This window comes from Ancylobacter novellus DSM 506, from assembly GCF_000092925.1.
Taxonomy (GTDB): domain Bacteria; phylum Pseudomonadota; class Alphaproteobacteria; order Rhizobiales; family Xanthobacteraceae; genus Ancylobacter; species Ancylobacter novellus.
The window spans coordinates 4,682,715-4,705,519 of sequence record NC_014217.1 but is presented as its reverse complement, the minus strand read 5'-3'; the positions used below and the strand labels follow the sequence as shown (position 1 = coordinate 4,705,519).

The window sequence follows — 22,805 nt, the reverse complement described above, 5'->3', positions numbered from 1 at the left end:
GATGCTCATAGCCGCTTCGCGGCGCCGATGCCACGCGATCTTTGCGCCGGCGCGCAATAAGCGTGGAGTGCGCTCAGTTGGCCACGGCGGCGGAGTTGCGGATCGGCAGGCCGACGGCGGCGAGGTCGGAACGTACCCGCCGCGCCACCGCCGGATCGGGGAAGAAGCGGGCGATCATGGCGTCGGGCTCGCTGCCCCAGACGGGCACGAGGGCGATAAGCTTGCGCACGTCGGCGCGCGCTGCCTCGTCCTCACCGGCAAGGTGGCTCGCCAGGGCACGGGCGAGCAGGCCAGGCGCATAGCCTTCGCCCATCAACTGGTCCGCGGCCGTGGCCGCCGCCGGCGCGTCGTGCCTGAGATAGGCGGCGATGACGCGGTGATAGTCGACCCAGGGTGGCAGGCCCGGCGCGGCTTGCGCTGCCTTGGCAAGCATGGCCTCGCCGCGCTCGATCTCGCCCAGCGCGGCAAGCCGGCCGCCGAAATCGGCGAGGACATCGACATCGTAGGGGTTCAGCGCCAGCGCCGCCTCCCCGGCCGCGATGGCGGCGCCGCGCTCGCCGCGGAAGAAGTGCACGTCCATCAGCACGCGCTGGGCATAGGCGCTGGTCGGGGCGAGCTCGACCGCCTGCTCGGCGGCGGCGAGCGCCCGGTTCAGCGGCGGCGCGCCCGGCTCCGGGTTCACGCCGTTGCGCACCTCGTCGAGATAGAGCTCGGCCAGCAGCGCGTTGCCGAGGGCGAAGGTAGGATCGGCAGCCACCGCCTTCTCCAGGCACTCGCGCGCCTGCTTGTGCTCGGCCGGCAGATAGGAGCGCCAATAGGAATAGGCCATCAGCACGCAGCCATAGGGACCGGCCGCGGACGTCCCGCCGGCGGCGGTGACACGGGCGCGGGCGCGGGCCTGGATGATGCCGTAGGGCTCGGCGATGGCGGCCATGATGTCGCGCACCAGCGCCACTTCGGAGGCTGTGGCGTCGCTGCCGCGCCTCAGGCTGTCGAACTCGCGCGACCAGACGATGGTGCCGTCGCACAGGTCGGAGAGCCGCAGCAGCACCGAGATGCTGCCGTCGTCATGGTTCTCCACGAGACCCGCGAGGGCGAAGACGGAATAGGGCGAGACGCCCTCCGCGCCGCAGCTCAGTGCCGGACGGGCATCGGGGCTTGCCAGCACGTCGAGCAGGTCGAAGCGGGCCAGCGCGTCGCGCACCCGCACCTCGATGGCGCGGGCGGTGAAGTCGCCGCTGCTGACCGCGCCGGCGCTGCCGGCGATCTCGCTCGGCGGCAGCGGCGCGCCACCGGTGACGTCGAAGTCGCGCACCTCCACCATCGGGATGCCCAGCCGGTTGGTGCGTTCCAACGGCTGCCAGGCGGCGCCGGTGATGAGGGCGCGCAGGCCGAGCGGATCGGTGGTCTCCACCACCACGCCGGCGGTGAGCACCAGGATCACCAGCGCGGCCAGCGCGACCGCCGTGCCCCAGCGCAGCCGCCAGCGCCGCGCCGCCGGCACGGTGCGGCCCGGCGGAAGCGCCTCCCTGGGCTCTTCGGCGGTGGCCTCGATCGCGGGGGCGATGTCGGAATCGTGCTCCTCCGCCCGGGCGGCGCCGCGTGGCAGGAATTGCGGCACATAGCTGCCGCGCGGCACGACGATCTCGATCTCGTCGCTCGCCCCGGCGCCGGCATAGTAACGCTCCAGCGCCCGGCGCAGCCGCGTTGCCTCGACGCGGACGATGGGATCGGCCTGCGGATCGAAGGAGGCGTCGCGGCCCAGCGCCTCGACGGCGATGGTATAGCCCTTGATCGCCTCGCTGCGGCCGTCCAGCGTCACCTCGACGACGAAGCGCAATATGTTGGCGAGCTGCGGCGAGGAGCGCAGCTCCTCCGAATCGAGCACACGCGACAGCGCCCGCCGCACCGCCTCGGGCGTGACGCCGGCCGCCCCGTCCGCCGGCTCCGCGCCGGCGTCGGGCTTCTCAGCTATCGTGCTCTCGGGCACTCGCAATCCAATCGTAATGCCGGCCCCGACCGGAGGCCCTTGAGCCGCCACGGGAAAGAGAACGCATGACGCAAGGTGACTGTAGCATGCCTTGCGGCGAGTTGATGGCCGCGAAGGGGCCTTGCGGTCAAGCGGCCGGGCGAGACAGAAAGGAAAGTGATCACATCATCATTATTTCTCGTGAGCGCCCGCTGCCCACGCATTATACATGACTAAAAAAGCGCGGCTGTCCCTGCCCACCGCCCGACCGGAGCTCATCATGTCTGTCGCTTACGATTTCGGCGCGAATGCCAATGCCAGCCCGAACGACCTCGAGGCGTTCTTCATGCCCTTCACGCCCAACCGGGCGTTCAAGGCGCGGCCCCGCCTGCTGTCGCGCTCGAAGGACATGCACTACTACACGCCGGAGGGCCGGGCGGTGCTCGACGCGACCGCCGGCCTGTGGTGCGCCAATGCCGGCCACAACCGCGATCCCATCGTCGAGGCCATCCAGAGCCAGGCGGCGGAGATGGACTTCGCCCCGCCCTTCCAGTACGGCCACCCCAAGGCCTTCGCGGTCTCGGCCCGCATCGCCGCGCTGGCGCCGGGCGATCTCGATCACGTCTTCCTGTGCAATTCCGGCTCGGAAGCGGGTGACACGGCGCTGAAGATCGCCCTCGCCTATCACGCTACCAAAGGCAACGCGACGCGCACCCGCCTCATCGGCCGCGAGCGCGGCTATCACGGCGTCGGCTTCGGCGGCATCTCGGTCGGCGGCATCTCGCCCAACCGCAAGATGTTCGGTTCGCTGCTGCCCGGCGTCGACCACCTGCCGCACACCTATAACCGCGAGAAGCAGGCCTTTTCCAAGGGCGAGCCAGAGTGGGGCGCCGAGCGCGCCGACGCGCTGGAGAGCCTCGTCGCCCTGCACGATGCCTCGACCATCGCCGCGGTGATCGTCGAGCCGATGGCCGGCTCCACCGGCGCCATCCCGGCGCCGCAGGGCTATCTCAAGCGGCTGCGCGAGATCTGCGACAAGTACGGCATCCTGCTCATCTTCGACGAGGTCATCACCGGCTTCGGCCGCCTCGGCTATGCCTTCGCCGCCGAGCGCTACGGCGTGGTGCCGGACATGATCACCTTCGCCAAGGGCGTCACCTCCGGCGCGGTGCCGATGGGCGGCGTGCTGGTGCGCAAGCACATCTACGACACCTTCGTGAAGAGCGACGACCCGGTCATCGACCTGTTCCACGGCTACACCTATTCGGCGCATCCCCTCGCCTGCGCCGCCTCGCTCGCCACGCTCGACCTCTACCGTGACGAGGGCCTGTTCGAGCGGGCGCGCGCGCTGGAGCCGGTCTGGGCCGATGCCTTCCACTCGCTGCGCTCGAAGCCGGGCGTGCTCGACATCCGCACCGTCGGCCTTGTCGGCGCCATCGACTTCGAATCGCGCGCCGACGGCGTGGGCCGCCGCGCCTATGAGGGCATGGAGCGGCTGTTCCACGACGAGGGCATGATGGTACGCACCGCCGGCGACACCTTCGCGGTGAGCCCGCCGCTCATCGTCAGCGAGAGCCAGATGGGCGAGATCGTCGAGAAGATCGGCCGCACGCTCGACGCGATCTTCTGAAGAACATTTGCGTCATCCCGGCCGCAGCCCGAAGGGCGGAGAGCCGGGATCGCTCTCCAATTCCGCAGACGATCCCGGATACGGCCTGACGGCTGTTCCGGGATGACGTTCGATAGTTCCGGGATCCGGCAACCGGCTGTATAGCCATCGCCCGATGCCGGTCTCTCATCCCACGCCCTTGCCCATCGACGACGCGCTGCCGGCGCTGACCGCAGCGCTGCGCGTGGGCTCGTCGGCCGTACTGGTCGCTCCGCCTGGCGCGGGCAAGACCACGCGCGTGCCGCTAGTGCTGCTCGACGAGCCGTGGGTTAAGTGCCGGCGCATCCTCGTGCTGGAACCGCGCCGCATCGCCGCCCGCGCCGCCGCCGAGCGCATGGCGTCGACGCTCGGCGAGAGCGCCGGGCAGAGGGTCGGCTACCGCGCCCGCTTCGGCTCGAAGGTCGGGCGCAGCACCCGCATCGAGGTGATCACCGAGGGCATCTTCACACGCATGATGCTCGACGATCCGGAACTGTCGGACGTCGCCGCCGTGCTGTTCGACGAGTTCCATGAGCGCAGCCTCGACGCCGATCTCGGCCTGGCGCTGGCGCTCGATGCACAGGGCGCGCTGCGCGAGGATCTGCGGCTGCTGGTGATGTCCGCCACGCTCGACGGCGCCCGCGTCGCCAGGCTGCTCGGAGAGGCGCCGGTGATCGAGAGCTTAGGGCGCGCCTACCCCGTCGAGACCCGCTATCTTGGTCGCGCCCCCCGCGCGCCCATCGACCGGCAGATGACCGATGCGGTGCTGCGCGCGCTCAATTCCGAGACCGGCTCGGTGCTCGCCTTCCTGCCCGGCGCCGCCGAAATCCGCCGCACCGAGCGCGCCCTGCGCGAGGCGGTCCGCGATCCCGCCATCGACATCGACCCGCTCTATGGCGCGCTCGATCCGCGCGATCAGGACCGCGCCATCTCCCCCGCCCCGGCAGGCCGGCGCAAGGTGGTGCTCGCCACCTCCATCGCCGAGACCAGCCTGACCATCGAGGGCGTGCGCATCGTGGTGGATAGCGGCCTCGCCCGCGTGCCGCGCTTCGAGCCGGGCGTCGGGCTTACGCGGCTGGAGACGGTGCGCGTCTCGCGTGCCGCCGCCGACCAGCGGCGCGGACGCGCCGGCCGCACCGAGCCGGGCGTGTGCCTGCGCCTCTGGAACGAGCCGGAGACCGCGAGCCTGCTCGCCTTCGCGACGCCGGAAATTCTCGCCGCCGACCTCTCCCGTCTCGTGCTCGACCTCGCCGTGTGGGGCGTGCGCGATCCGGCCACCCTCGCCTTCCTCGACCCGCCGCCCGAGCCGGCGGTGAAGGAGGCTAAGGCACTGCTCATTGCGCTGGGTGCGCTCGATGCGGGCGGTCAGGTGACCGATCTCGGCCGCGCCATGTCCCGCCTGCCGCTGGAGCCGCGCCTCGCCCGCATGGTGATCGAGGGCGCGCGGCGTGGCGCGGGCGAACAAGCCGCGCTGATCGCCGCCATCGCCTCCGAGCGCGGGCTCGGCGGCGACGCGCCGGACCTCATGCACCGCCTCGATGATCTCAGGCGCGACCGCTCCCGCCGCGCCGAGGAGGCCCGCCGGCTGACCGAGCGCTGGGCGCGCGAGGCGGCGGGGCTGACGGCGCAGGTTCAGATCACGGGCCCGCAACCAACCTGCGCCGCGTTGCTCGCCCTCGCCTTTCCCGACCGCGTCGCCCGCGGGCGCGGCGATGGACGGCGCTTCGTGCTGGCAAACGGGCGCGGCGCGGCGCTCGACCCCGCCTCCCCGCTCGCCCGCGCGCGTTATCTGGCGGTGGCCGAACTCACCGGCACGGCGGACGAGGCGCGCATCCTGCTCGCCGCCGAACTGACCGAAGCCGAGATCGAGGCCGAGTTCGGCGACGCGATCACCGAGGGCGTCGAGACCGGCTTCGACGCCGCCTCCGGCGCGCTGCGCGCCCGCCATGTCCGCCGGCTCGGTAGCCTCGTCCTCGCCGAGCGCACCGCTGCCCTGAAGCCGGGACCGGAGACCGCCCGCGCGCTCGCCCGTGCCGCCGCCGCACGCGGGCTGGAGCGGCTCTCATGGTCGGATCACCAGCGCCAGTGGCTCGACCGGGCCCGCTTCCTCCACGCCAGCGCGCCGGACATCTGGCCGGACCTGTCCTGGCCCATGCTGGCGGAAACGGCCGAGGACTGGCTGGCGCCGCAGCTCGACGGCGTCACCGCGCTCGGCCAGATCGATGCCGACGTGCTCGGCCGCGCGCTCTCAGGCCTGCTGCCCTGGGAACTCGCCCGCCGCATGGAACGGGAGGCGCCGACGCATTTCGAGGTGCCGACCGGCTCGCGCCTGCCCATCGATTATGCCGCCGAGGGCGGGCCGACCCTGAGCGTACGGGTGCAGGAGCTGTTCGGCCTCACCACCCACCCCGCCATCGCCGGCGGGCGGGTGCCGCTGGTGCTCGCGCTGCTCTCGCCCGCGCACCGACCGATCCAGCTCACCCGCGACCTGCCTGCCTTCTGGAACGGCTCCTGGCGCGACGTGCGCGCCGACATGCGCGGACGCTATCCCAAGCATCCCTGGCCCGAGGATCCGGCCCACGCAGAGCCCACCCGACGCGCCAAGCCGCGCGGCCAATAGGGATAGCCGCAGCTTCGAAGCATTAACCACTTCGCGGCGGCAAACATTAACCACGGACCAAGAGTCCGCGCCCCGTCAGTCCCCTCAAGGCTTGCTTTAACGCCCGCGCAAGGTCTGCGGCGCAGGGTATCCGCACAACAAAATCTGTCCCGAGACAGATATCGGCGGATGAGCGCAAGCAGAGTAGAGCCATGAGAGAAATGGTGGACAGGGACATGATCGGACGGGAGCTGGCGCAGCGCCGGCGCGCCGCCGTCGCCCGCCGCTCGCACGGCACCGGCCTCGAATACGGCCTCATCGCCGCGGCGCTCGCCGTGGCCATCGTCACCGTGGTGGTCGGCGTCGGCACGCGCTACGGCGCCTCGGCCGGCGCCGCCAGCCCGGCCGCAATCAGCAGCGAGATGTCGCGCTGATCACCCTAGCAGCGGTGCGCGCCGGCGCGGCGTCACCGCCCGGCTGACCAGCAGCTTGTCGACGCGGCGCCCGTCCATGTCGACCACCTCGAAACGCCAGCCCATCGCCTCGAAGGCCGCGCCTTCCTGCGGCAGCGCCTTCAATTCATGCAGCACGAAGCCCGCCGCGGTGTGGAAGCCGGCATCGTGCGGGATGCGGATTGCCAGCCCGTCCGACAACTCGTCGATCGGCGTCGAGCCGGCGACGAGATAGGAGCCGTCGGCGCGCTCCACAATGTCGGGCTTGGCCTGCCCCGCCTCGTCCAGCACCACCGAGCCGGCGATGGCGTCGAGCAGGTCGGCCGGGGTGAGGATGCCGACCATCGAGCCATACTCATCTACCACCAGCGCCAGCGGCGATTCCGCGTGGCGCAGCACCTTCATCGCATCGAGCGCGCCGGCGGTCTCCACCAGTACGGCGGCCGGTTTGACGAACTGGCGCGGGTCCGGGGTCTCGCCGTTGAGATAGGCCTCGAGCAGGTCGCGTATGTCGATGACGCCGACGCTCTCCTCCGGCGTGCCCTCGCAGGCCGGCATGCGGGTGTGGCGGGTCTCGCGGATGGTCTGGCGCACCAGGTCGGGATCATCCGTCAGGTCGATCCAGTCGACATCGGTACGCGGCGTCATCACCGCCCGCACCGGCCGGTCGGCGAGCCGCATCACGCCGGCGATCATGCGCCGCTCGTCGGGATCGATGACGCCCGCGGTCTCGGCCTCCGCGACGATGGCGCGGATCTCCTCGTCGGTGACGTTGCTGTCGTCGCCCTTGCCATGCTCGCCGAGCAGATGAAGCACCGCGCGCGAGGAGATGTCGAGCAGCCACACCGCCGGCGCGGCGATGCGCGAGAGCAGCATCATGCTGGGCGCGATGAAGCTCGCCAGCTTTTCCGGGCTTTGCAGCGCGAGGCGCTTGGGGATGAGTTCGCCGATGATCAGCGAGATATAGGTGATCGCCGCCACCACCAGTGTGTAGCCGAAGCCCTGGGCGATGGCAGGGGAGAGTCCCTGCTCCTGCAGCCAGTCGCCTAGCATGTCGCCGAGCGTGGCGCCGGAGAAGGCGCCGGCGATGATGCCGATCAGCGTGATGCCGATCTGCACGGTGGAGAGGAAGCGGCCGGGATCGGCGGCCAGCGCCAGCGCTATGCGGGCGCCGCGGACACCGTTATCGGCCATGGCGCGCAGGCGCGCAGGGCGGGCGGAAACGACGGAAAGCTCGGCCATGGCGAGGACGCCGTTGAACAGGACGAGCAGAATAACGACAGCGATTTCAAACAGTGGCATGGGGTAATGGAGGAAGCCTCGTGTCGGCATTATGTAGCACGAATGCCGGCTTTCTCCATGGTCGCGGCCGAAAGATGGCGGAAAACCGGATGTTTGACGCCCGCCGCACAGGCGCCTAGAAGCGCCGCAAACCCTTTCTCTCGCCGGCGATCAGCGATGTCCTTCAACAGTTTCGGCCTGCTTTTCCGGGTCACCACCTTCGGCGAGAGCCATGGGCCGGCCATTGGCGGGGTGATCGACGGCTGCCCGCCCGGCATCCGCTTCAAGCTGGAGGACGTGCAGGGCGCGCTGGACAGGCGCCGCCCCGGCCAGTCGCGCTTCACCACCCAGCGCCGCGAGCCGGACGAGGTACGCATCCTTTCCGGCACGCTGGAGGAGGCGGACGGGGTGCTGGTGAGCACCGGCACGCCCATCGCCTTCCTGATCGAGAATGTCGACCAGCGCTCCAAGGACTATGCGGCGATATCCGAGAGCTACCGGCCCGGCCACGCCGACTACGCCTATGACGTAAAATACGGCCTGCGCGACCATCGCGGCGGTGGCCGCTCCTCGGCGCGCGAGACCGCAGTGCGCGTCGCTGCCGGCGCCATCGCCGCCAAGGTGCTGCCGGGCGTCACCATCACCGGCGCGCTGGTGCAGATGGGCGAGATCGCCATCGACCGGAACAACTGGGACGACGCCGAGATCGGCCGCAACCCGTTCTTCTGCCCGGACGCCAAGGCGGCCGAGCGCATGGCGGATTATCTCGACGGCATCCGCAAGTCCGGCTCCTCGGTCGGCGCGGTTATCGAAGTGGTGGCCGAGGGCGTACCGCCCGGCCTCGGCGCGCCGATCTACGGCAAGCTCGACGCCGATCTGGCAAGCGCGCTGATGAGCATCAATGCGGTGAAGGGCGTGGAGATCGGCGAGGGCTTCGCGAGCGCCGCGCTCACCGGCGAGAACAATGCCGACGAGATGCGCATGGGCAATGACGGCCGCCCGGTCTTCCTCGCCAACCATGCCGGCGGCATTCTCGGCGGCATCTCCACCGGCCAGCCGGTGGTGACGCGCTTCGCGGTGAAGCCGACCTCGTCGATCCTCACCCCGCGCCGCACGGTGACGCGGCACGGCGAGGACGCGGAGATCGTCACCAAGGGCCGGCACGACCCCTGCGTCGGTATCCGTGCCGTGCCGGTGGGCGAGGCCATGGTCGCCTGCGTTCTGGCCGACCATTTCCTGCGCCACCGTGGCCAGGTCGGCACGCCACCGGCGTGGCCGTTCCCGCGGTAACGATCCCCTTTTTCGTCATCCCGGCCGCAGCCCGCAGGGCGTAGAGCCGGGATGACAATGCAGAAACAGGAACCACGTCATCCCCGGGCTTGGCCCGGGGATCCACGCCTTCCTTCGGCGGCATCCAAGTCGTGGATGCCCGGGCCAAGCCCGGGCATGACGGCATAGGCGGAAGGGATGACGGCCCCTGGGATGGTTGAGGAATATAATCCTAGACAAATGCCCTTCCGTCTGCCATCCTTTGCTCACCTCGTCCCGATGAGGGGGCGCAACCGGAGCGGCCGGCTCGCGCGGGACGGGGGGCGGTGGCCGTCTGGCGGGGATAACGCACCTCGTCCGGGCGGCGGCCCAAGCCGTGCGTTCCCGGCTCGCACTTTCCGCGAGTCACCGTGGCTGGCGCAAACCGGTTCGCCGGCAAGCGCGCAAGCCCCCCCAGCGGAGGATAGCAACGGTAGTTCCTCCGGGGGCCGCATGGAGCAAGCCCGAAAACACCGTGTGCGGGGCGCCGGAGATCGGCGCGTCGGTTGGTTGAATGAAGGCTTGCACCACCTTTTCACAATCGGTGCAGGCGACCGCCGGAGTGTCCGCTCCGGCGCCCCGCACGCCCTTCCTCGAAGGGCGACCGAACAGGCCCGAAGACCCGCGCCATAGGGCGGCGGGGCGATTTGGTGTGTCTGGCTCACCTTTCCTCACACCCTCATCCTGAGGTGCCCGGCGAAGCCGGGCCTCGAAGGATGCTCGTCCAGGTGCGCTGTAACGACCATCCTTCGAGGCCGCCTACGGCGGCACCTCAGGATGAGGGCGTACGGTGGTCAGAGAGGCTGGGACTGTGCTTCACGACGAGGGCATCTCCGCAATTTCAGTATTACTGAAAGATTTTCATCATTTCATTGCCACCTAATCACACCCGCCTTATACTCTCGCCATGAAACTCGCGGACTGGCTCGCCACGACCGGAACGACGCGCAGCGCCTTCGCGCGCGCGGTCGGCCTGTCGCCGGCCAGCATCACCGCGCTGTGCAACGAAGACCGGGCCTGGGTCTCCCGCGAGGCGGGGGCGCGCATCGCCGCCGCCACCGGCGGGGCGGTGACGCCGAACGACTTTCTCGGGCTCGATAGCGTCGAGGTGGCTTACATGAGCGACAATCTGCAGGCCCGCGTGGAAGCGGCGATCGAAGCCTTTGCCCGCGGCGACATGCTCGTCGTCACCGATGACGACGACCGCGAGAACGAAGGCGACCTCATCCTCGCCGCCGTCCATGCGACGCCGGAGAAGCTCGCCTTCATCGTCCGCCACACCTCGGGCATCGTCTGCGCGCCGATCACTGCCGAGCACGCCAAGCGGCTGCGCCTCTCGCCCATGGTGAGCGACAACGACGCCCCGCACGCCACCGCCTTCACCATCTCGGTCGACTACCGCCACGGCACCACCACCGGCATCTCCGCCGACGACCGCACCGCCACCGTGCGTGCGCTCGCCAATTCCAATGCCGGCGCCGTCGACTTCGTGCGCCCCGGCCACATCTTCCCGCTGATCGCCAAGGAAGGCGGCGTGCTCATGCGCTCCGGCCATACCGAGGCGGCGGTGGACCTGTGCCGCCTCGCCAATGTCGAACCGGTCGGCGTCATCTGCGAATTGGTCAATGACGACGGCACGGTGATGCGCGGGGCGAAGGTCACCGAGTTCGCCAATGCCCACAAGCTCACCCGCGTCTCGGTGGCCGACCTCATCGCCTATCGCCAGCTGCGCGAGAAGCTGGTGAGTCGCACCGCCGAGTTCGCCGCGCCGACCGTGGTCGGTGAGATGCATGGCATCTCCTATGTCACGCCGTTCGAGCCGGTGAACCACATCGCGCTCGTGCACGGGAAGATCGGCGATGGCCGCGACGTGCTGGTGCGCCTGCACCGCGCCGACCCGATCGGCGACGTGTTCACCGGCGGCAAGGCGATCCGCGCCTCGCTGGAGCGCATCAAGGCGGAGGGGCGCGGCGTGCTGGTCTATCTGCGCGACGGCACCACCGGCGTGCCGGTCTCTTCCGTCGGCGGCGAGGAGAAGCTGGAAAGCTCCAGGCTGCGTGACGAGAACTGGCGTGAGGTCGGCCTCGGCGCCCAGATTTTGCGCGACCTCGGCATCTCGTCGATCCGCCTGCTCGCCTCCCGTGCGCGCACCTATGTCGGCGTGGCCGGCTTCGGCATCGAGATCACCGGCACAGAGACGCTGGACGTGTGATCACGCTACCGGCGGGCGTTACTCCGGTAGCGCCCGCTCACGCGAATGGCATCGCGAACGTTCGCCTGCCTGCAATTTCGACTTCTGGCCTCTCGCCGGCCATGCCACGATGATTGTGACGCGTCTCTGACACGTCGAGGTCCCGTCACCGACGGAGGTCGCGATGTCGTGCGTGCGTGTATGGCTGGCTGCGTTTGCGCTGCTGCTGGGTCCGCTGGCGATCCCCGACGCCCGGGCGGAGGATCAGGTCGACGTCGAGCTGGTGCTGGCGGTCGACGTTTCCTACTCGATGGACCTCGATGAGCTGGCGCTGCAGCGCGACGGCTATGTAAAGGCGGTGACCTCGCCGGAATTCCTCAATGCGCTCAAGCTCGGCCCCAATGGCCGCGTCGCCATAGCCTATGTCGAATGGGCGGGCCTCGACGAGCAGAAGCTGGTGGTCGACTGGACTTTCATCGGCGGGCCGGGCGATGCCCGGCGCTTCGCCGAGGCGATCCACAACGCGCCGCTGCGCCGCGTCTACCGCACCTCCATCTCGGGCGCGATGGAGTACAGCGCCGGACTGATCGAGCAAAACGCCATCAAGGGCCTGCGCCGCGTCATCGACATCTCCGGCGACGGCACCAACAATCAGGGTCCGCTCGTCGATGCCACGCGCGATTCCCTGGTCGGGCGCGGCATCATCATCAACGGCCTGCCGCTGATGCTGAAGGAGCCGGCCGGCTCCATGCTCGATATCGGCCAGCTCGATATCTATTACGAAGACTGCGTCATCGGCGGGCCCGGCGCCTTCGTCATCCCGGTGCGCGGCACGCATGAATTCGCCGACGCGATCAAGACCAAATTGGTCATGGAGATCGCCGGCGTGGTCCCGCCGAAGCCGCAGCTGGTGCACAAGGCCGCCGACGAGCAGCGCGTCTCCTGCTCGGTCGGCGAGCGCATGTGGATGGAGCGTTGGGGGAACTGAGGGGATATCGCCATCCCCTCGTCCCGCCGAGCCGCGGCTATTTCTTCAGCGATGCGGCGAGCTCGTAGCACATGGCGAGATGCATCTGGATGGTGGGAAGCGTCGCCTTGGCGAAGGCCTTCATCACCGGATTGGCGCCGCCCCTGGCATAGCCCGCAAACAGCCCGACGGCCGCCTGATGGCCCTTGGTCTGCGCAGCAACGTATTCCGCCTCGAAGGCGGGACCATAGGTGCCGCGCAGCTTTGCCATGACCGCATCGAGATCGGCGCCGAGGCCGGCGGGCGGTGTGACGCCCGTATCCGCCTTGCCGAGCGCGGCGACGAAGTTCTTGCCGATAAGGGTGTGGTCCTCGACCATCTTGGCGGCGAAGGCGCGGATCTTCGGGTTGAAGGTCTTGAATAGCGCGAGCCAGCTCGAGGCGATCTCGAACTGGTTCGCGGCCGCCGCGGTGTTGATGAAAGCCGCGGTCGACGGCACCTTGGCAGCGGCGGCGAGCGCCTGCGGCGTCGGACCGCCCATGGACGGCATGGTCATCGTCTCGGTACGCGCGCAGGTCGACCCCACGACCAGAGCGATGGCCGAGGCGAAAAGCAGAACCCTCATGGTTCACTCCCAAAACGAGGCGAGGCCTCATCCTCGCCAGCTCCGGGAACGGACGCCAGCAGATTCGCATTCATCGACGCCATTGGTTCGGAAAATATTACCTCCGGAACACCCCGACCAATTCCACATGCGCCGAGTAGAGGAACTGGTCGACGGGGGTGACGCGCTCCAGCCGGTAGCCGCCTTCGACGAGGATCTGCGCATCGCGCGCGAAGGTCACGGGATCGCAGGACACGCCGACCACCAGCGGCACCTTGCTCGCCGCCAATTGGCGCACCTGTGCTTCCGCGCCCTGGCGCGGCGGATCGAACACCACGGCGTCGAACGCCTTCAGCTCCAGCGGCAGGAGCGGGCGGCGGAACAGGTCGCGCGCCTCGGCGGTGACCGGCTTGAGGCCGGAGACGCCGCGCGTCGCCTTGACCAGCGCCTCGACCGCCGGGGCGGAAGATTCATAGGCCGCCACCCGTGCCCGCTCGGCGAGGCGCAGGCCGAAGGTGCCGACGCCGGAGAACAGGTCGGCGATCCGCCCGGCCTTCTCCGTCGCCTCCATCACCAGCGAGGCGAGCGTCGCTTCCCCCGCCGCCGTCGCCTGCAGGAAGGAGCCGGGCGGCAGCGGCACCCTCGCCCGTCCCATGGTGAGGAGCGGCGGCTCGCGCTGCAGCACCAGTTCGCCATGGCGGGTGAGGCGGGCAAGCCGGTGCTTGCCGGCGAGCTCGGCCAGGGTGGCGATGCGGTCGGGCTTCAATGGGCCGCTGCCGCGCACATCCATGTCGAGCCCCGTCTCGGTCGCGGTGACCTGGATGTCGAGCGGCTTGGCGAGCGGCGCCAGCACCTGCGCTACCGCCCAGGCCGCCGGCAGCGCGCCATCGAGGCCGGGCGCAAGGATCGGGCAGGCGTCGATGGCGACGATGGCGTGGCTGCGCCGGCCGGCGAAACCGACCGCCAGCAAATCGCGCCCGGCCTTCGCGGCGCCGCCGGTGCCGCGGGCATGGAAGGTCGCGCGGCGCCGGCCCGCGCCATGCGCGGGGATCAGCGACGCCACTTCGGTCTCCAGCCCGGCGCGCGCCAGCGCCTCGACCACGAGGCCGCGCTTCCACGCCTGATAGGGCTCGGCCGCCCAGTGCTGCAGGGCACAGCCGCCGCACACGCCGAAATGCCGGCAGATCGGCTCGATACGCTGCGGGCTCGGCGCGATCACCGAGACGAGTTGCCCACGGTCGTGCTGGCGCGCAACCTCCACCGTCTCGCCCGGCAGGGCCAGCGGCACATAGATCGGGCCTTCCGGCGTGTCGGCGACGGCATCGCCGCGATGGCCCATATGGTCGAGGTGGAGCGTGACGGGCACATTCATTTGCGGCAGGCCGCTGACATGAGCCATGAAGTATTATGTATTGGCGAGATAATCATGTGGGCCAATTTATCACTCGTTCCGTAAAGACCTATTCGACACATCGAATCTATGTATTTTGACCAAGGCTGATTCCTATTTTTCAAATGGACAGCCTCATTTACTTAGCAAGTGCACATAATAATAAGTCCTGAAGCACACGCAATGGGGGATGAAATGTCGCTTATCTCGGCACTCGCGATCAGTATCGGCGTCCTGGGGGGCGTCGCCACCTGGCTCTTCCTCGGACCTCTCGCCGGCGGCCTGCAAATCTGGGCCGCCTTCATCGCCTGGGCCTGCTTCTTCCACTGCGGAGGCAAGGAGGCCGGGTTCAAGGCGACCGTGCTGGCGAACATCGCCGGTGCGGTCATGGCATGGCTGACGCTGCTCGCGGTCAGCCGCGGCGGCCTCGGCGAAAGCCTCGGCCTGCCGGTCTGGGCCGGCATCTGCGTCGGCGTCGGCGTGCTGGTGATGATCCTGCTCGCCAATATGCCGGCCTTCGCCGCCATCCCGGCGCTGGTCTACGGCTTCGCCGCCACCGCCGGCTACGCTTTGCTGGCGGCCGACGGCCTCGCCAACCTCACCGCAGCGAGCCTGGGCAATCCGCTGGTGACCATCGTCCTGTCGATGATCGCCGGCGCCGCCTTCGGCTACGTCTCGGAGAAGGTCGCCGGGGCGTTGGTCGCCAACAGCGAGGCCCGCCGCCACGCCTGAGGAAGGCAGCCGAGCCGAGACTACCGGCGCGGGCGGTCTATTCCGCCCGCGCCGCCACCAGCAGGAACTCCTCATTTCCGTCGCCGCCGAGGATCGGTGAGGACAGACGGCGCATCACCCGCCAGCCGAGCTCTTCCAGCCGCGCCTCGATGCGCGCCACCGCCTCCGCACGGGCGGCGGCGTCCTTGACGATGCCGCCCTTGGAGAGTTTGTCGCGCCCCACCTCGAATTGCGGCTTCACCAGCGCGACGAGATACGCGCCCGAGGCGGCATGGGCGAGCGCGGCCGGCAGCACCTGCTCCAGCGAGATGAAGGAGACATCGATGGTGACGATGCCGGCCGGCGGCAGCGTTCCCATGGCGATGTCGCGTATGTCGGTCGCCTCCAGCGAGACCACCCTGGGATCGACGCGCAGGCGGGCGTGAAGCTGGTCGCGGCCGACATCGACCGCATGGACGCGGGCGGCACCGCGCGCCAGCAGCACCTCGGTGAAGCCGCCAGTGGAAGAGCCGACGTCGAGCGCTTCCAGACCCTTCACATCTAGGCCGGCGGCGTCGAGCGCGGCTTCCAGCTTGAGGCCGGCGCGGGACACCCATTCATAGGCCTCGCGCGCCTCGATCCGTGCATCCGCCGCGATCAGCTCCGAGGGCTTGGCGATCTGCTTTCCGTCGACGCTGACCAGCCCGGCGGCGATGGCCGCCTGTGCCCTGGCGCGGCTGTCGAACAGGCCACGCGCCACCAGGACGCGGTCGGCACGGTCGCGGGACACGGCAGTTCAGCCGCGCAGCAGGGTCGGAGCGACCTCGTCCGCACGACCCAGCGCCGCGAACACACCGCGCACGATGCCGTCGGTGTCGAGCCCCGCCTCTGTGAGCTGGGCGGCCGGAGAATCCTGCTCGATGAAGCGGTCCGGCAGCGCGAGGCATCGCACCTTAAGCCCGCGGTCAAGCGCCCCCGCCTCGGCCAGCAGGGTCAGCACATGGCTACCGAAGCCGCCAGTAGCGCCCTCCTCGACGATAACCAGTACCTCGTGCTCGCGGGCGAGCCGCAGCACCAGCTCGCGGTCGATCGGCTTGGCGAAGCGCGCATCCGCCACGGTGGTGGAGAGGCCGAAGCCGGCAAGCTGCTCGGAGGCGGCAAGGCAGGCGGCAAGCCGCGTGCCGAGCGACAGCAGCGCCACCTTGGAGCCTTCGCGCACGATGCGGCCGCGGCCGATCTCCAGCGGCACGCCATGCTCCGGCCGCTCGACGCCGACACCCTCGCCGCGGGGATAGCGGAAGGCGATGGGGCCCTCGTCATAGGCCGCGGCGGTGGCGACCATGTGCACCAGTTCCGCCTCGTCGGCGGCGGCCATCACCACCATGCCGGGCAGCGTCGCCAGCATCGGGATGTCGAAGGCGCCGACATGGGTGGCACCGTCGGCGCCGACCAGCCCGGCGCGATCGAGCGCGAAGCGAACGGGCAGGCGCTGGATCGCCACGTCATGCACGATCTGGTCGTAGGCGCGCTGCAGGAAGGTCGAGTAGATCGCGCAGAACGGCTTGAAGCCCTCGGTCGCCAGTCCGGCGGCGAAGGTCACCGCGTGCTGCTCGGCGATGCCGACGTCGAAGGTGCGCTCGGGGAAAGCCTGCCCGAATAGATCGAGGCCGGTCCCGGCCGGCATGGCGGCAGTGACGGCGACGATGCGCTCGTCGCGCCGCGCCTCGTCGATCAGGCTCTCGGCGAAGACGCTGGTATAGGTCGGGGCGTTGGAGGCCGCCTTCTTCTGTGCGCCGGTAGCGACGTCGAAGCGCTGCACACCGTGATACTTGTCCGCCGACTCTTCGGCCGGCGGGTAGCCCTTGCCCTTCTGGGTGACGACATGCACCAGCACCGGTCCGGTCGGCGCATCGCGCACATTGCGCAGCACAGGCAGCAGGTGGTCGAGATTGTGCCCGTCGATCGGCCCGACATAGTAGAAGCCGAGTTCCTCGAACAGCGTGCCGCCGGTCCAGAAGCCGCGGGCGAACTCCTCCGCCTGCGCCGCCTTCTTGCCGAGGAAGCGCGGCAGGCCGCGGGTGAGTTGCTTGGCGGTCTCGCGCAGCGTGCGGTAGGTCGGGCCGGAGATCAGCCGGGCGAGATAGGCCGACATGGCGCCCACCGGCGGGGCGATCGACATGTCGTTGTCGTTGAGGATGACGATCAGCCGGGAATCCATCGCCCCGGCATTGTTCATCGCCTCATAGGCCATGCCCGCCGACATTGCGCCGTCACCGATCACGCACACCACGTTGCGCTGCGCTCCCGCGAGGTCGCGCGCCACCGCCATGCCGAGGCCGGCGGAGATGGAGGTCGAGGAATGACCGGCGCCGAAGGGGTCGTATTCGCTCTCGGCCCGGTTGGTGAAGCCGGAAAGGCCGCCGCCCTGGCGCAGCGTGCGGATGCGCTCGCGCCGGCCGGTGAGGATCTTGTGCGGATAGCACTGGTGGCCGACGTCCCAGATCAGCCGATCATTGGGCGTGTCGAAGACATGGTGCAACGCCACGGTGAGTTCGACCACGCCGAGGCCGGCGCCGAGATGACCGCCGGTGACCGAGACGGCATCGATCATCTCCTCGCGCAGTTCGGCGGCGAGCTGGGCGAGCTGTTCCTCGGGCAACCGACGCAGATCGGCAGGCTCGCGGATCATGTCGAGAAGCGGCGTCGAGGGACGGGTCAAGAACGGCTCCGAATGCACTTCCGCCAATGGGACAGAGAAGAGAGCAAGGATCATGCCCCGGGGCGAAGCCCTACGGCATACACAAAGGTCGCACGCGGTGCAACGCGCGCGCCCTCCTTGCAAGCACCCTACTACCGGCCACAACAGAATGTGGAGATGATGACGCAATCTCGCCCGAGGATTGGCCTAGAGGCCCCGCTTCCATTAGAAACGCCGCATGGCAGTGGCAGAGAACATCGTGACCGACGACGCGCAGGCCTCCCCCTCCGCCGACCCGCGCCGGGAGTGGCGGCGGCTGGCGATCTTCCTGCCGGGCCATGACCCGACCGACATGACGTATCACCATGGCCGTTTCGCCCATCAGGCGAAGCTGTTCGGCGAATTATGGTCGGTCGACGTCGACGTGACCGACCGGCTCGACGGCGGCGACAAGCCTTATGCGGGCTGGACCGTCAAGACCCGCGCGCCAAACTGGGCCACACGTACCGACTATCGCATCCTGCGTTGGGAGGACATCGTCGCGGCGCTGGACGCGCGCCCCGATCCGATCCGGCTGTGGAAGGGCGTCGGCGGGCTGACAAGCTTCCTGTTCGGCGGCGCGATGCGGGCCTATTTCCGCGCCAGCGTGCGCTACGGGATGTTCTTCTTCTATCCCTATATCATCCTTCTCGTGTTCATCCTCGGCGGGCTGCTGGCCGGCGGGCTCGCCGGCTTCGCCGCCAGCTATGCCTTGCCTTCGCTCGCGGCGTGGGCCATCGGGCTGGTCGTCGGCATCGCGGTCTTCTTCGGCCTGTTCCACCGGCCGGGACGGGACTGGCGCCTGCACCAGGCGCTCGACGACTGGGACCTCGCGCGCGAATACCTCAACGACCGCACGCCGGAGCTGGACGAGCGGCTCGACAGCTTCGCCCAGGTCATCATCGATGCGGTGAACTCCGGCAAATATGACGAGATCGTTCTCGTCGGCCACAGCCTCGGCGCCACGCTGGTGCTCGGCGTGCTGGAGCGCGCGCTCGACCGCGACCCCGGCCTCACCAGCGGGCCGACCCGGCTCTGCCTGCTCACCTGCGGCGCTACCATCCCCAAGCTCGCCTTGCACCGGCACGGCGGCAAGGTGCGCCGGCAGGCGGCCCTGGTCGCCCGCACGCCGGGCCTCTACTGGGTCGAATATCAGGCACGGCACGACGTCATCAATTTCTACAAGTTCCACCCGGTCACGCTGCGCCGCACCCAGTTCGAGGACAACGAGCTGTGCCCGCCGCAGCTGCGCAACGCCAACCTCAAGGACATGCTGAGTGACGAGAAGCTGCACAGGCTGCGCTGGCAGCTGATGCGCCTGCACTACCAGTTCCTGCTGGCGAACGAGCTGCACGCCCCCTACGACTACTTCATGTTCATCCTCGGCCCGCTGCCGCTTGCCGACATCACCTCGCGGCCGGACGGCCCCCTCGGCCGCTTCGCGCCGGACGGCGCGCTGATCACCGAAACCACGGACCCTTCATGAACCTTATCGTCGCCGCCAAGATCGCCTGGGCCGTCGGTGTCGTCAGCTGGTGGCTCATCCGCCGCCCGTTCGAGCGCAAAGTGAAGCGCGAGCGCGTCGTCGACGCCCGCGATCGCGTGCGCGAATTCGTGCTGCTCTCCATCTCGACGCTCGGCCTCGGCATCACCCCGCTGGTATGGGCCGTCACCAAGGCGCTCAACTTCGCCAACTATCCCTATTCGCCGGTGCAGTTCGCTCTGGGCGTGCTGGTGTTCCTGTTCTCGCTCTGGCTGTTCCGCCGCACCCACAAGGACCTCGGCAAGAACTGGTCGGTGACGCTGGAGATCAAGGACACCCACAAGCTGATCACCGAAGGCGTCTACCGCTATGTGCGCCACCCGATGTACACGGCGTTCTTCCTGTGGGCTCTGGCGCAGCTGATCCTGATCCCGAACTGGATCGCCGGCCCGGCCGGGGTGATCGGCTTCGGCACGCTGTTCCTCTTCCGCATCGGGCGGGAGGAGCAGATGATGCTCGACACCTTCGGCGACGAGTACCGCGCCTATAGCGCGCGCACGGCGCGGCTGATCCCCGGCGTGTTCTGAGCCTCGCCGCTGAGCCGCACGCCGGCATAGCCGCCGGCGGCGATGTCGGTGCAGAGCGCGTGCCATTGGCAGCCGGTGCAGGCTTCGCGCGTAGTGCCTTCGGCAAACGCGGAGCGCAGAGCGGCGAGAAGATCCGCGTCGAGCACAAGCTGCATTCCCACCGCCAGCGGCCTGCCAATGAGCGCCACGACATCGGCCAGCGCCTGCGCGTCGCGCTCCGTGGCGCTGGCGTTGAGGCAGTGATGGTCCGCCTCCGCCAGCATGGGCGTGCAGATGTCGTCTGGGCCGCCGACGAGCTCGACGGCCTCGCCCTCGTTCAGCCGGGCGACGATGCGCCGGTAATTGGCGGTGAAGGTGGGCGTATAGCCCTTGCCGACGAAGGTCAGCAGGCAGAGCAGGTGATGACCGCGCAGGCGGACGGTCATGTCCGTAGCGTGCTCAATCGCCCGATCACTCGCCGTCCAGCGGCTGCGTGCCGGCGGGGCGGCCATCAGTACCGAGCGTGATCTTCTCCACCCGTGCCTCGGCGTCCTTCAGCAGCGCGTCGCAGCGGGCCTTCAGCGCCTCGCCGCGGGCATAGAGGGTGATGGATTCCTCCAGCGGGACGCTGCCGCCCTCCAGCTTGGCGACGATGGCCTCGAGCTCGGCGAGCGCCTTCTCGAAGCTCAGCGCGTTCACATCGGCCACATCGGTCATCGCGTCCTCCCGCTATGAGTCGCGCCCCTTATACAGCCTGACGCGCGCGGGCTCACCCCTCAGCCGCGCATCAGCGCCATGACATGGGCAGAAGCGGAGCGGGCAAGGCCTTCGAGGTCGTAGCCGCCCTCCAGCACCGAGACGATCCTGCCGCCGCAATGCTTGTCGGCGACATCCATCAGCTTCCTGGTGACCCAGGTGTAGTCGTCTTCCAGAAGGTTGATGTTGGCGAGCGGGTCGCGCGCATGGGCGTCGAAGCCGGCGGAGATGATGATCAGCTCCGGACCGAACGCCTCCAGCCGGGGCAGGATGCGGCTCTCGACCGCAGCCTTGAAATTCTCGCCGTCGTCGCCCGAGCGCAGCGGCGCGTTGACGATATTGTCGGTGGTGCCGCGCTCGCCGACCGAGCCGGTGCCGGGGAAGAGCGGCATCTGGTGGGTCGAGGCGTACATCACGCTCGGGTCGGACCAGAAGATCTCCTGCGTGCCGTTACCGTGGTGCACGTCGAAATCGACGATGGCAACGCGGCCGATGCCATGCACCTTCTGGGCGTGGCGGGCGGCGATGGCGACATTGTTGAACAGGCAGAAGCCCATGGGCGTGCGGGTCTCGGCATGGTGGCCCGGCGGGCGCATGGAGACGAAGGCGTTGGCCGCCCGGCCGGCGAGCACCTCGTCCACCGCCAGCACCGAGCCGCCGACGCCGCGCCATATGGCTTCGCCGGTGCCGGGCGACATCACCGTGTCGCCGTCGATGCGCACCAGCCCCTCGCTCGGCATCGCCTCTTCCAGCGCCGCGACGAAATCCTCCGGATGCACCCGCACGATGTCCTCGCGCTCGGCGACCGGCGCCTGCTCGCGCGCCAGCGTCGCGAACTGCTCGCCCTCGAAGACGCGGTTGAGCACCCGCACCCGGTCAGGCCGCTCGGGATGGCCGGCGGGGGTGAGATGTTCGAGGCAGGCGTCGTGGGAGATCAGCAGCGTGCTCATTGGTGTTCCTTGGGCGCTCTCGGCGGGAGCGTTCGTTCTTATATGAATAGGAAAGTGGTGGACGATATGCCACGTCGCTGCCCGGGGCCAGCCGGGCAGATGAGATGACGGGGGAATTCCCCGCGGTTGACCCGCTCGGGCGGACGCCCTATCCGAGCGCGCCTGACCGGGAGAATGCAAGGGTGAAGCATATAGTCGCGCCGCGCGTGACCAAGCTGCTGGCGGCTGACGCCGCCGGCATCGCCGAGGCCGCGCGCGTGCTGAAGGTCGGCGGTCTCGTCGCGCTGCCGACCGAGACGGTCTACGGCCTCGCCTGCGACGCCACCGATCCGCACGCGGTCGCCGGGCTCTATGCGGCCAAGGGCCGACCGAGCTTCAATCCGCTGATCGCTCATGTGCCGGACATCGACGCCGCCCGGCGCGTGGGCCATCTCACCCCGGCCGCCGAGACGCTGGCGCGGCGCTTCTGGCCCGGCCCGCTGACACTGGTGGTACCGGCCATCGAGGGGGCGACCAGCGAGCTCGCCCGCGCGGGGCTGTCCAGCGTCGCCATCCGCGTACCGGCGCATCCGGTGGCGCAGGCGGTGCTACGCGCGGCGGGACGGCCGATCGCCGCGCCGAGCGCCAACCGCTCCGGCCATGTCTCGCCGACCAGCGCCGCACATGTCTCCGCCGACCTCGACGGGCGGATCGACCTGATCCTCGATGCCGGCGCAAGCGCAGTCGGCGTGGAATCGACCATCCTCGACTGCACCGGCGAAGTGCCGGTGATGCTGCGCCCCGGCGGCCTGCCGCGCGAAGCCATCAAGGAAGCCCTCGGCGCGCCGCTGGCCAGCCCTGCGCCGCGCGTGGTCGAGGAGGCGGAAGCCGGCGAGGCTCCCCTCGCCCCCGGCATGCTGGCCTCGCACTACGCGCCGACCATTCCCGTGCGGCTCCGCGCCCGCGAGGTGAAGCCAGGCGAGGCGCTGCTCACCTTCGCCGGCGCGCAGCCGCCGGGCGCCGAGCAGGCGGTGGCCCGTCTCGACCTCAGCCCTACCGGCGACCTCGTCGAGGCGGCGGCCAACCTCTTCGCGCATCTGCGCGCGCTCGATTCGAGCGGCGCCATCGCCATCGCCGTCGTCGCCCTGCCCCGCCATGGCCTCGGCGAGGCCATCGCCGACCGTCTGCGCCGCGCAGCCGCGCCACGTTGAGGC

19 protein-coding genes are annotated in these 22,805 nt (G+C 69.4%); 10 read left to right on the top strand and 9 right to left on the bottom strand.

All coding sequences use genetic code 11. From position 1 onward, the window contains the following. Positions 1 to 73: 73 nt before the first annotated feature. Positions 74 to 1,990, bottom strand: a complete 1,917-nt coding sequence (locus SNOV_RS22130) for a hypothetical protein (RefSeq protein ID WP_013169208.1) — start codon at positions 1,988 to 1,990, stop codon at positions 74 to 76. A gap of 259 nt (positions 1,991 to 2,249) precedes the next feature. Here SNOV_RS22130 and aptA point away from each other — a divergent pair, with 259 nt between their 5' ends. The 3 genes from aptA to SNOV_RS22115 all read left to right on the top strand — a co-directional run bounded on the left by aptA (position 2,250) and on the right by SNOV_RS22115 (position 6,650). After that, positions 2,250 to 3,599 carry an omega-aminotransferase AptA gene (gene aptA / locus SNOV_RS22125; RefSeq protein WP_013169207.1) on the top strand — a complete coding sequence of 450 codons (1,350 nt, stop codon included), beginning with the start codon at positions 2,250 to 2,252 and terminating at the stop codon, positions 3,597 to 3,599. A 154-nt stretch (positions 3,600 to 3,753) separates the two neighbouring features. Continuing rightward, entirely contained in the window at positions 3,754 to 6,237 is a 2,484-nt protein-coding gene (gene hrpB, locus SNOV_RS22120) for an ATP-dependent helicase HrpB (RefSeq protein WP_013169206.1), read from the top strand. A gap of 215 nt (positions 6,238 to 6,452) precedes the next feature. After that, on the top strand, positions 6,453 to 6,650 hold the full coding sequence (locus SNOV_RS22115; RefSeq protein ID WP_244412821.1) for a hypothetical protein: 198 nt from the start codon (positions 6,453 to 6,455) through the stop codon (positions 6,648 to 6,650). Here the strand turns inward: SNOV_RS22115 and SNOV_RS22110 are convergent, their stop codons facing one another. Further along, a complete protein-coding gene (locus SNOV_RS22110) occupies positions 6,651 to 7,970 on the bottom strand; it encodes a hemolysin family protein (RefSeq protein WP_013169204.1) in 1,320 nt (439 codons plus the stop codon). Positions 7,971 to 8,126: 156 nt separating this feature from the next. On the opposite strand from SNOV_RS22110, the gene aroC reads away from it, so the two are divergent. From aroC to SNOV_RS22095, 3 genes are all read left to right on the top strand, one after another. Further along, positions 8,127 to 9,239 carry a chorismate synthase gene (aroC, locus tag SNOV_RS22105; protein WP_013169203.1) on the top strand — a complete coding sequence of 371 codons (1,113 nt, stop codon included), beginning with the start codon at positions 8,127 to 8,129 and terminating at the stop codon, positions 9,237 to 9,239. Positions 9,240 to 10,164: 925 nt separating this feature from the next. Then, positions 10,165 to 11,469 carry a 3,4-dihydroxy-2-butanone-4-phosphate synthase gene (gene ribB / locus SNOV_RS22100; protein ID WP_013169202.1) on the top strand — a complete coding sequence of 435 codons (1,305 nt, stop codon included), beginning with the start codon at positions 10,165 to 10,167 and terminating at the stop codon, positions 11,467 to 11,469. A 163-nt stretch (positions 11,470 to 11,632) separates the two neighbouring features. Beyond that, a complete protein-coding gene (locus tag SNOV_RS22095) occupies positions 11,633 to 12,436 on the top strand; it encodes a DUF1194 domain-containing protein (RefSeq protein WP_013169201.1) in 804 nt (267 codons plus the stop codon). A 37-nt stretch (positions 12,437 to 12,473) separates the two neighbouring features. On the opposite strand, the gene SNOV_RS22090 is transcribed toward SNOV_RS22095, so the two are convergent. After that, complete coding sequence (locus SNOV_RS22090) at positions 12,474 to 13,040, bottom strand: DUF4142 domain-containing protein (protein WP_013169200.1); 567 nt, start codon at positions 13,038 to 13,040, stop codon at positions 12,474 to 12,476. Between the two features lie 97 nt (positions 13,041 to 13,137). Beyond that, complete coding sequence (locus tag SNOV_RS22085; protein WP_013169199.1) at positions 13,138 to 14,418, bottom strand: class I SAM-dependent RNA methyltransferase; 1,281 nt, start codon at positions 14,416 to 14,418, stop codon at positions 13,138 to 13,140. A gap of 186 nt (positions 14,419 to 14,604) precedes the next feature. Here SNOV_RS22085 and SNOV_RS22080 point away from each other — a divergent pair, with 186 nt between their 5' ends. Next, positions 14,605 to 15,141, top strand: a complete 537-nt coding sequence (locus SNOV_RS22080; protein ID WP_013169198.1) for a DUF1097 domain-containing protein — start codon at positions 14,605 to 14,607, stop codon at positions 15,139 to 15,141. Positions 15,142 to 15,178: 37 nt separating this feature from the next. Here the strand turns inward: SNOV_RS22080 and SNOV_RS22075 are convergent, their stop codons facing one another. Together SNOV_RS22075 and dxs are read right to left on the bottom strand one after the other, a co-directional pair. Then, positions 15,179 to 15,910, bottom strand: a complete 732-nt coding sequence (locus SNOV_RS22075; RefSeq protein WP_013169197.1) for a TlyA family RNA methyltransferase — start codon at positions 15,908 to 15,910, stop codon at positions 15,179 to 15,181. 6 nt (positions 15,911 to 15,916) lie between these two features. Further along, positions 15,917 to 17,839, bottom strand: coding sequence for a 1-deoxy-D-xylulose-5-phosphate synthase (gene dxs / locus SNOV_RS22070; RefSeq protein ID WP_013169196.1), 1,923 nt, complete (start codon positions 17,837 to 17,839; stop codon positions 15,917 to 15,919). 217 nt (positions 17,840 to 18,056) lie between these two features. On the opposite strand from dxs, the gene SNOV_RS22065 reads away from it, so the two are divergent. Continuing rightward, on the top strand, positions 18,057 to 19,343 hold the full coding sequence (locus SNOV_RS22065) for a hypothetical protein (protein WP_013169195.1): 1,287 nt from the start codon (positions 18,057 to 18,059) through the stop codon (positions 19,341 to 19,343). Continuing rightward, positions 19,340 to 19,927, top strand: a complete 588-nt coding sequence (locus SNOV_RS22060; RefSeq protein ID WP_013169194.1) for a protein-S-isoprenylcysteine O-methyltransferase — start codon at positions 19,340 to 19,342, stop codon at positions 19,925 to 19,927. Before SNOV_RS22065 ends, SNOV_RS22060 begins: the two co-directional genes overlap by 4 nt. On the opposite strand, the gene SNOV_RS22055 is transcribed toward SNOV_RS22060, so the two are convergent. The 3 genes from SNOV_RS22055 to SNOV_RS22045 are packed head-to-tail and all read right to left on the bottom strand — an operon-like array spanning position 19,885 to position 21,612. Beyond that, on the bottom strand, positions 19,885 to 20,352 hold the full coding sequence (locus SNOV_RS22055) for a DUF1284 domain-containing protein (protein ID WP_013169193.1): 468 nt from the start codon (positions 20,350 to 20,352) through the stop codon (positions 19,885 to 19,887). The two genes, SNOV_RS22060 and SNOV_RS22055, sit on opposite strands and share 43 nt — an antisense overlap. A gap of 25 nt (positions 20,353 to 20,377) precedes the next feature. After that, positions 20,378 to 20,623, bottom strand: coding sequence for an exodeoxyribonuclease VII small subunit (locus tag SNOV_RS22050; protein ID WP_013169192.1), 246 nt, complete (start codon positions 20,621 to 20,623; stop codon positions 20,378 to 20,380). Positions 20,624 to 20,682: 59 nt separating this feature from the next. After that, complete coding sequence (locus SNOV_RS22045; protein WP_013169191.1) at positions 20,683 to 21,612, bottom strand: histone deacetylase family protein; 930 nt, start codon at positions 21,610 to 21,612, stop codon at positions 20,683 to 20,685. 182 nt (positions 21,613 to 21,794) lie between these two features. Here SNOV_RS22045 and SNOV_RS22040 point away from each other — a divergent pair, with 182 nt between their 5' ends. Then, positions 21,795 to 22,802: an L-threonylcarbamoyladenylate synthase gene (locus SNOV_RS22040; RefSeq protein WP_013169190.1), complete on the top strand. Its 1,008-nt coding sequence runs from the start codon at positions 21,795 to 21,797 to the stop codon at positions 22,800 to 22,802. Positions 22,803 to 22,805: the final 3 nt, after the last annotated feature.

Excerpts from the sequence above, each read along its gene's own strand:
- aptA (WP_013169207.1), top strand. The coding sequence starts at position 2,250 with ATGTCTGTCGCTTACGATTTCGGCGCGAATGCCAATGCCAGCCCGAAC.
- hrpB (WP_013169206.1), top strand. The coding sequence starts at position 3,754 with ATGCCGGTCTCTCATCCCACGCCCTTGCCCATCGACGACGCGCTGCCG.
- SNOV_RS22115 (WP_244412821.1), top strand. The coding sequence starts at position 6,453 with ATGATCGGACGGGAGCTGGCGCAGCGCCGGCGCGCCGCCGTCGCCCGC.
- SNOV_RS22110 (WP_013169204.1), bottom strand. The coding sequence starts at position 7,970 with ATGCCACTGTTTGAAATCGCTGTCGTTATTCTGCTCGTCCTGTTCAAC.
- aroC (WP_013169203.1), top strand. The coding sequence starts at position 8,127 with ATGTCCTTCAACAGTTTCGGCCTGCTTTTCCGGGTCACCACCTTCGGC.
- ribB (WP_013169202.1), top strand. The coding sequence starts at position 10,165 with ATGAAACTCGCGGACTGGCTCGCCACGACCGGAACGACGCGCAGCGCC.
- SNOV_RS22095 (WP_013169201.1), top strand. The coding sequence starts at position 11,633 with ATGTCGTGCGTGCGTGTATGGCTGGCTGCGTTTGCGCTGCTGCTGGGT.
- SNOV_RS22090 (WP_013169200.1), bottom strand. The coding sequence starts at position 13,040 with ATGAGGGTTCTGCTTTTCGCCTCGGCCATCGCTCTGGTCGTGGGGTCG.
- SNOV_RS22085 (WP_013169199.1), bottom strand. The coding sequence starts at position 14,418 with ATGGCTCATGTCAGCGGCCTGCCGCAAATGAATGTGCCCGTCACGCTC.
- SNOV_RS22080 (WP_013169198.1), top strand. The coding sequence starts at position 14,605 with ATGTCGCTTATCTCGGCACTCGCGATCAGTATCGGCGTCCTGGGGGGC.
- SNOV_RS22065 (WP_013169195.1), top strand. The coding sequence starts at position 18,057 with ATGGCAGTGGCAGAGAACATCGTGACCGACGACGCGCAGGCCTCCCCC.
- SNOV_RS22060 (WP_013169194.1), top strand. The coding sequence starts at position 19,340 with ATGAACCTTATCGTCGCCGCCAAGATCGCCTGGGCCGTCGGTGTCGTC.
- SNOV_RS22055 (WP_013169193.1), bottom strand. The coding sequence starts at position 20,352 with ATGACCGTCCGCCTGCGCGGTCATCACCTGCTCTGCCTGCTGACCTTC.
- SNOV_RS22050 (WP_013169192.1), bottom strand. The coding sequence starts at position 20,623 with ATGACCGATGTGGCCGATGTGAACGCGCTGAGCTTCGAGAAGGCGCTC.
- SNOV_RS22045 (WP_013169191.1), bottom strand. The coding sequence starts at position 21,612 with ATGAGCACGCTGCTGATCTCCCACGACGCCTGCCTCGAACATCTCACC.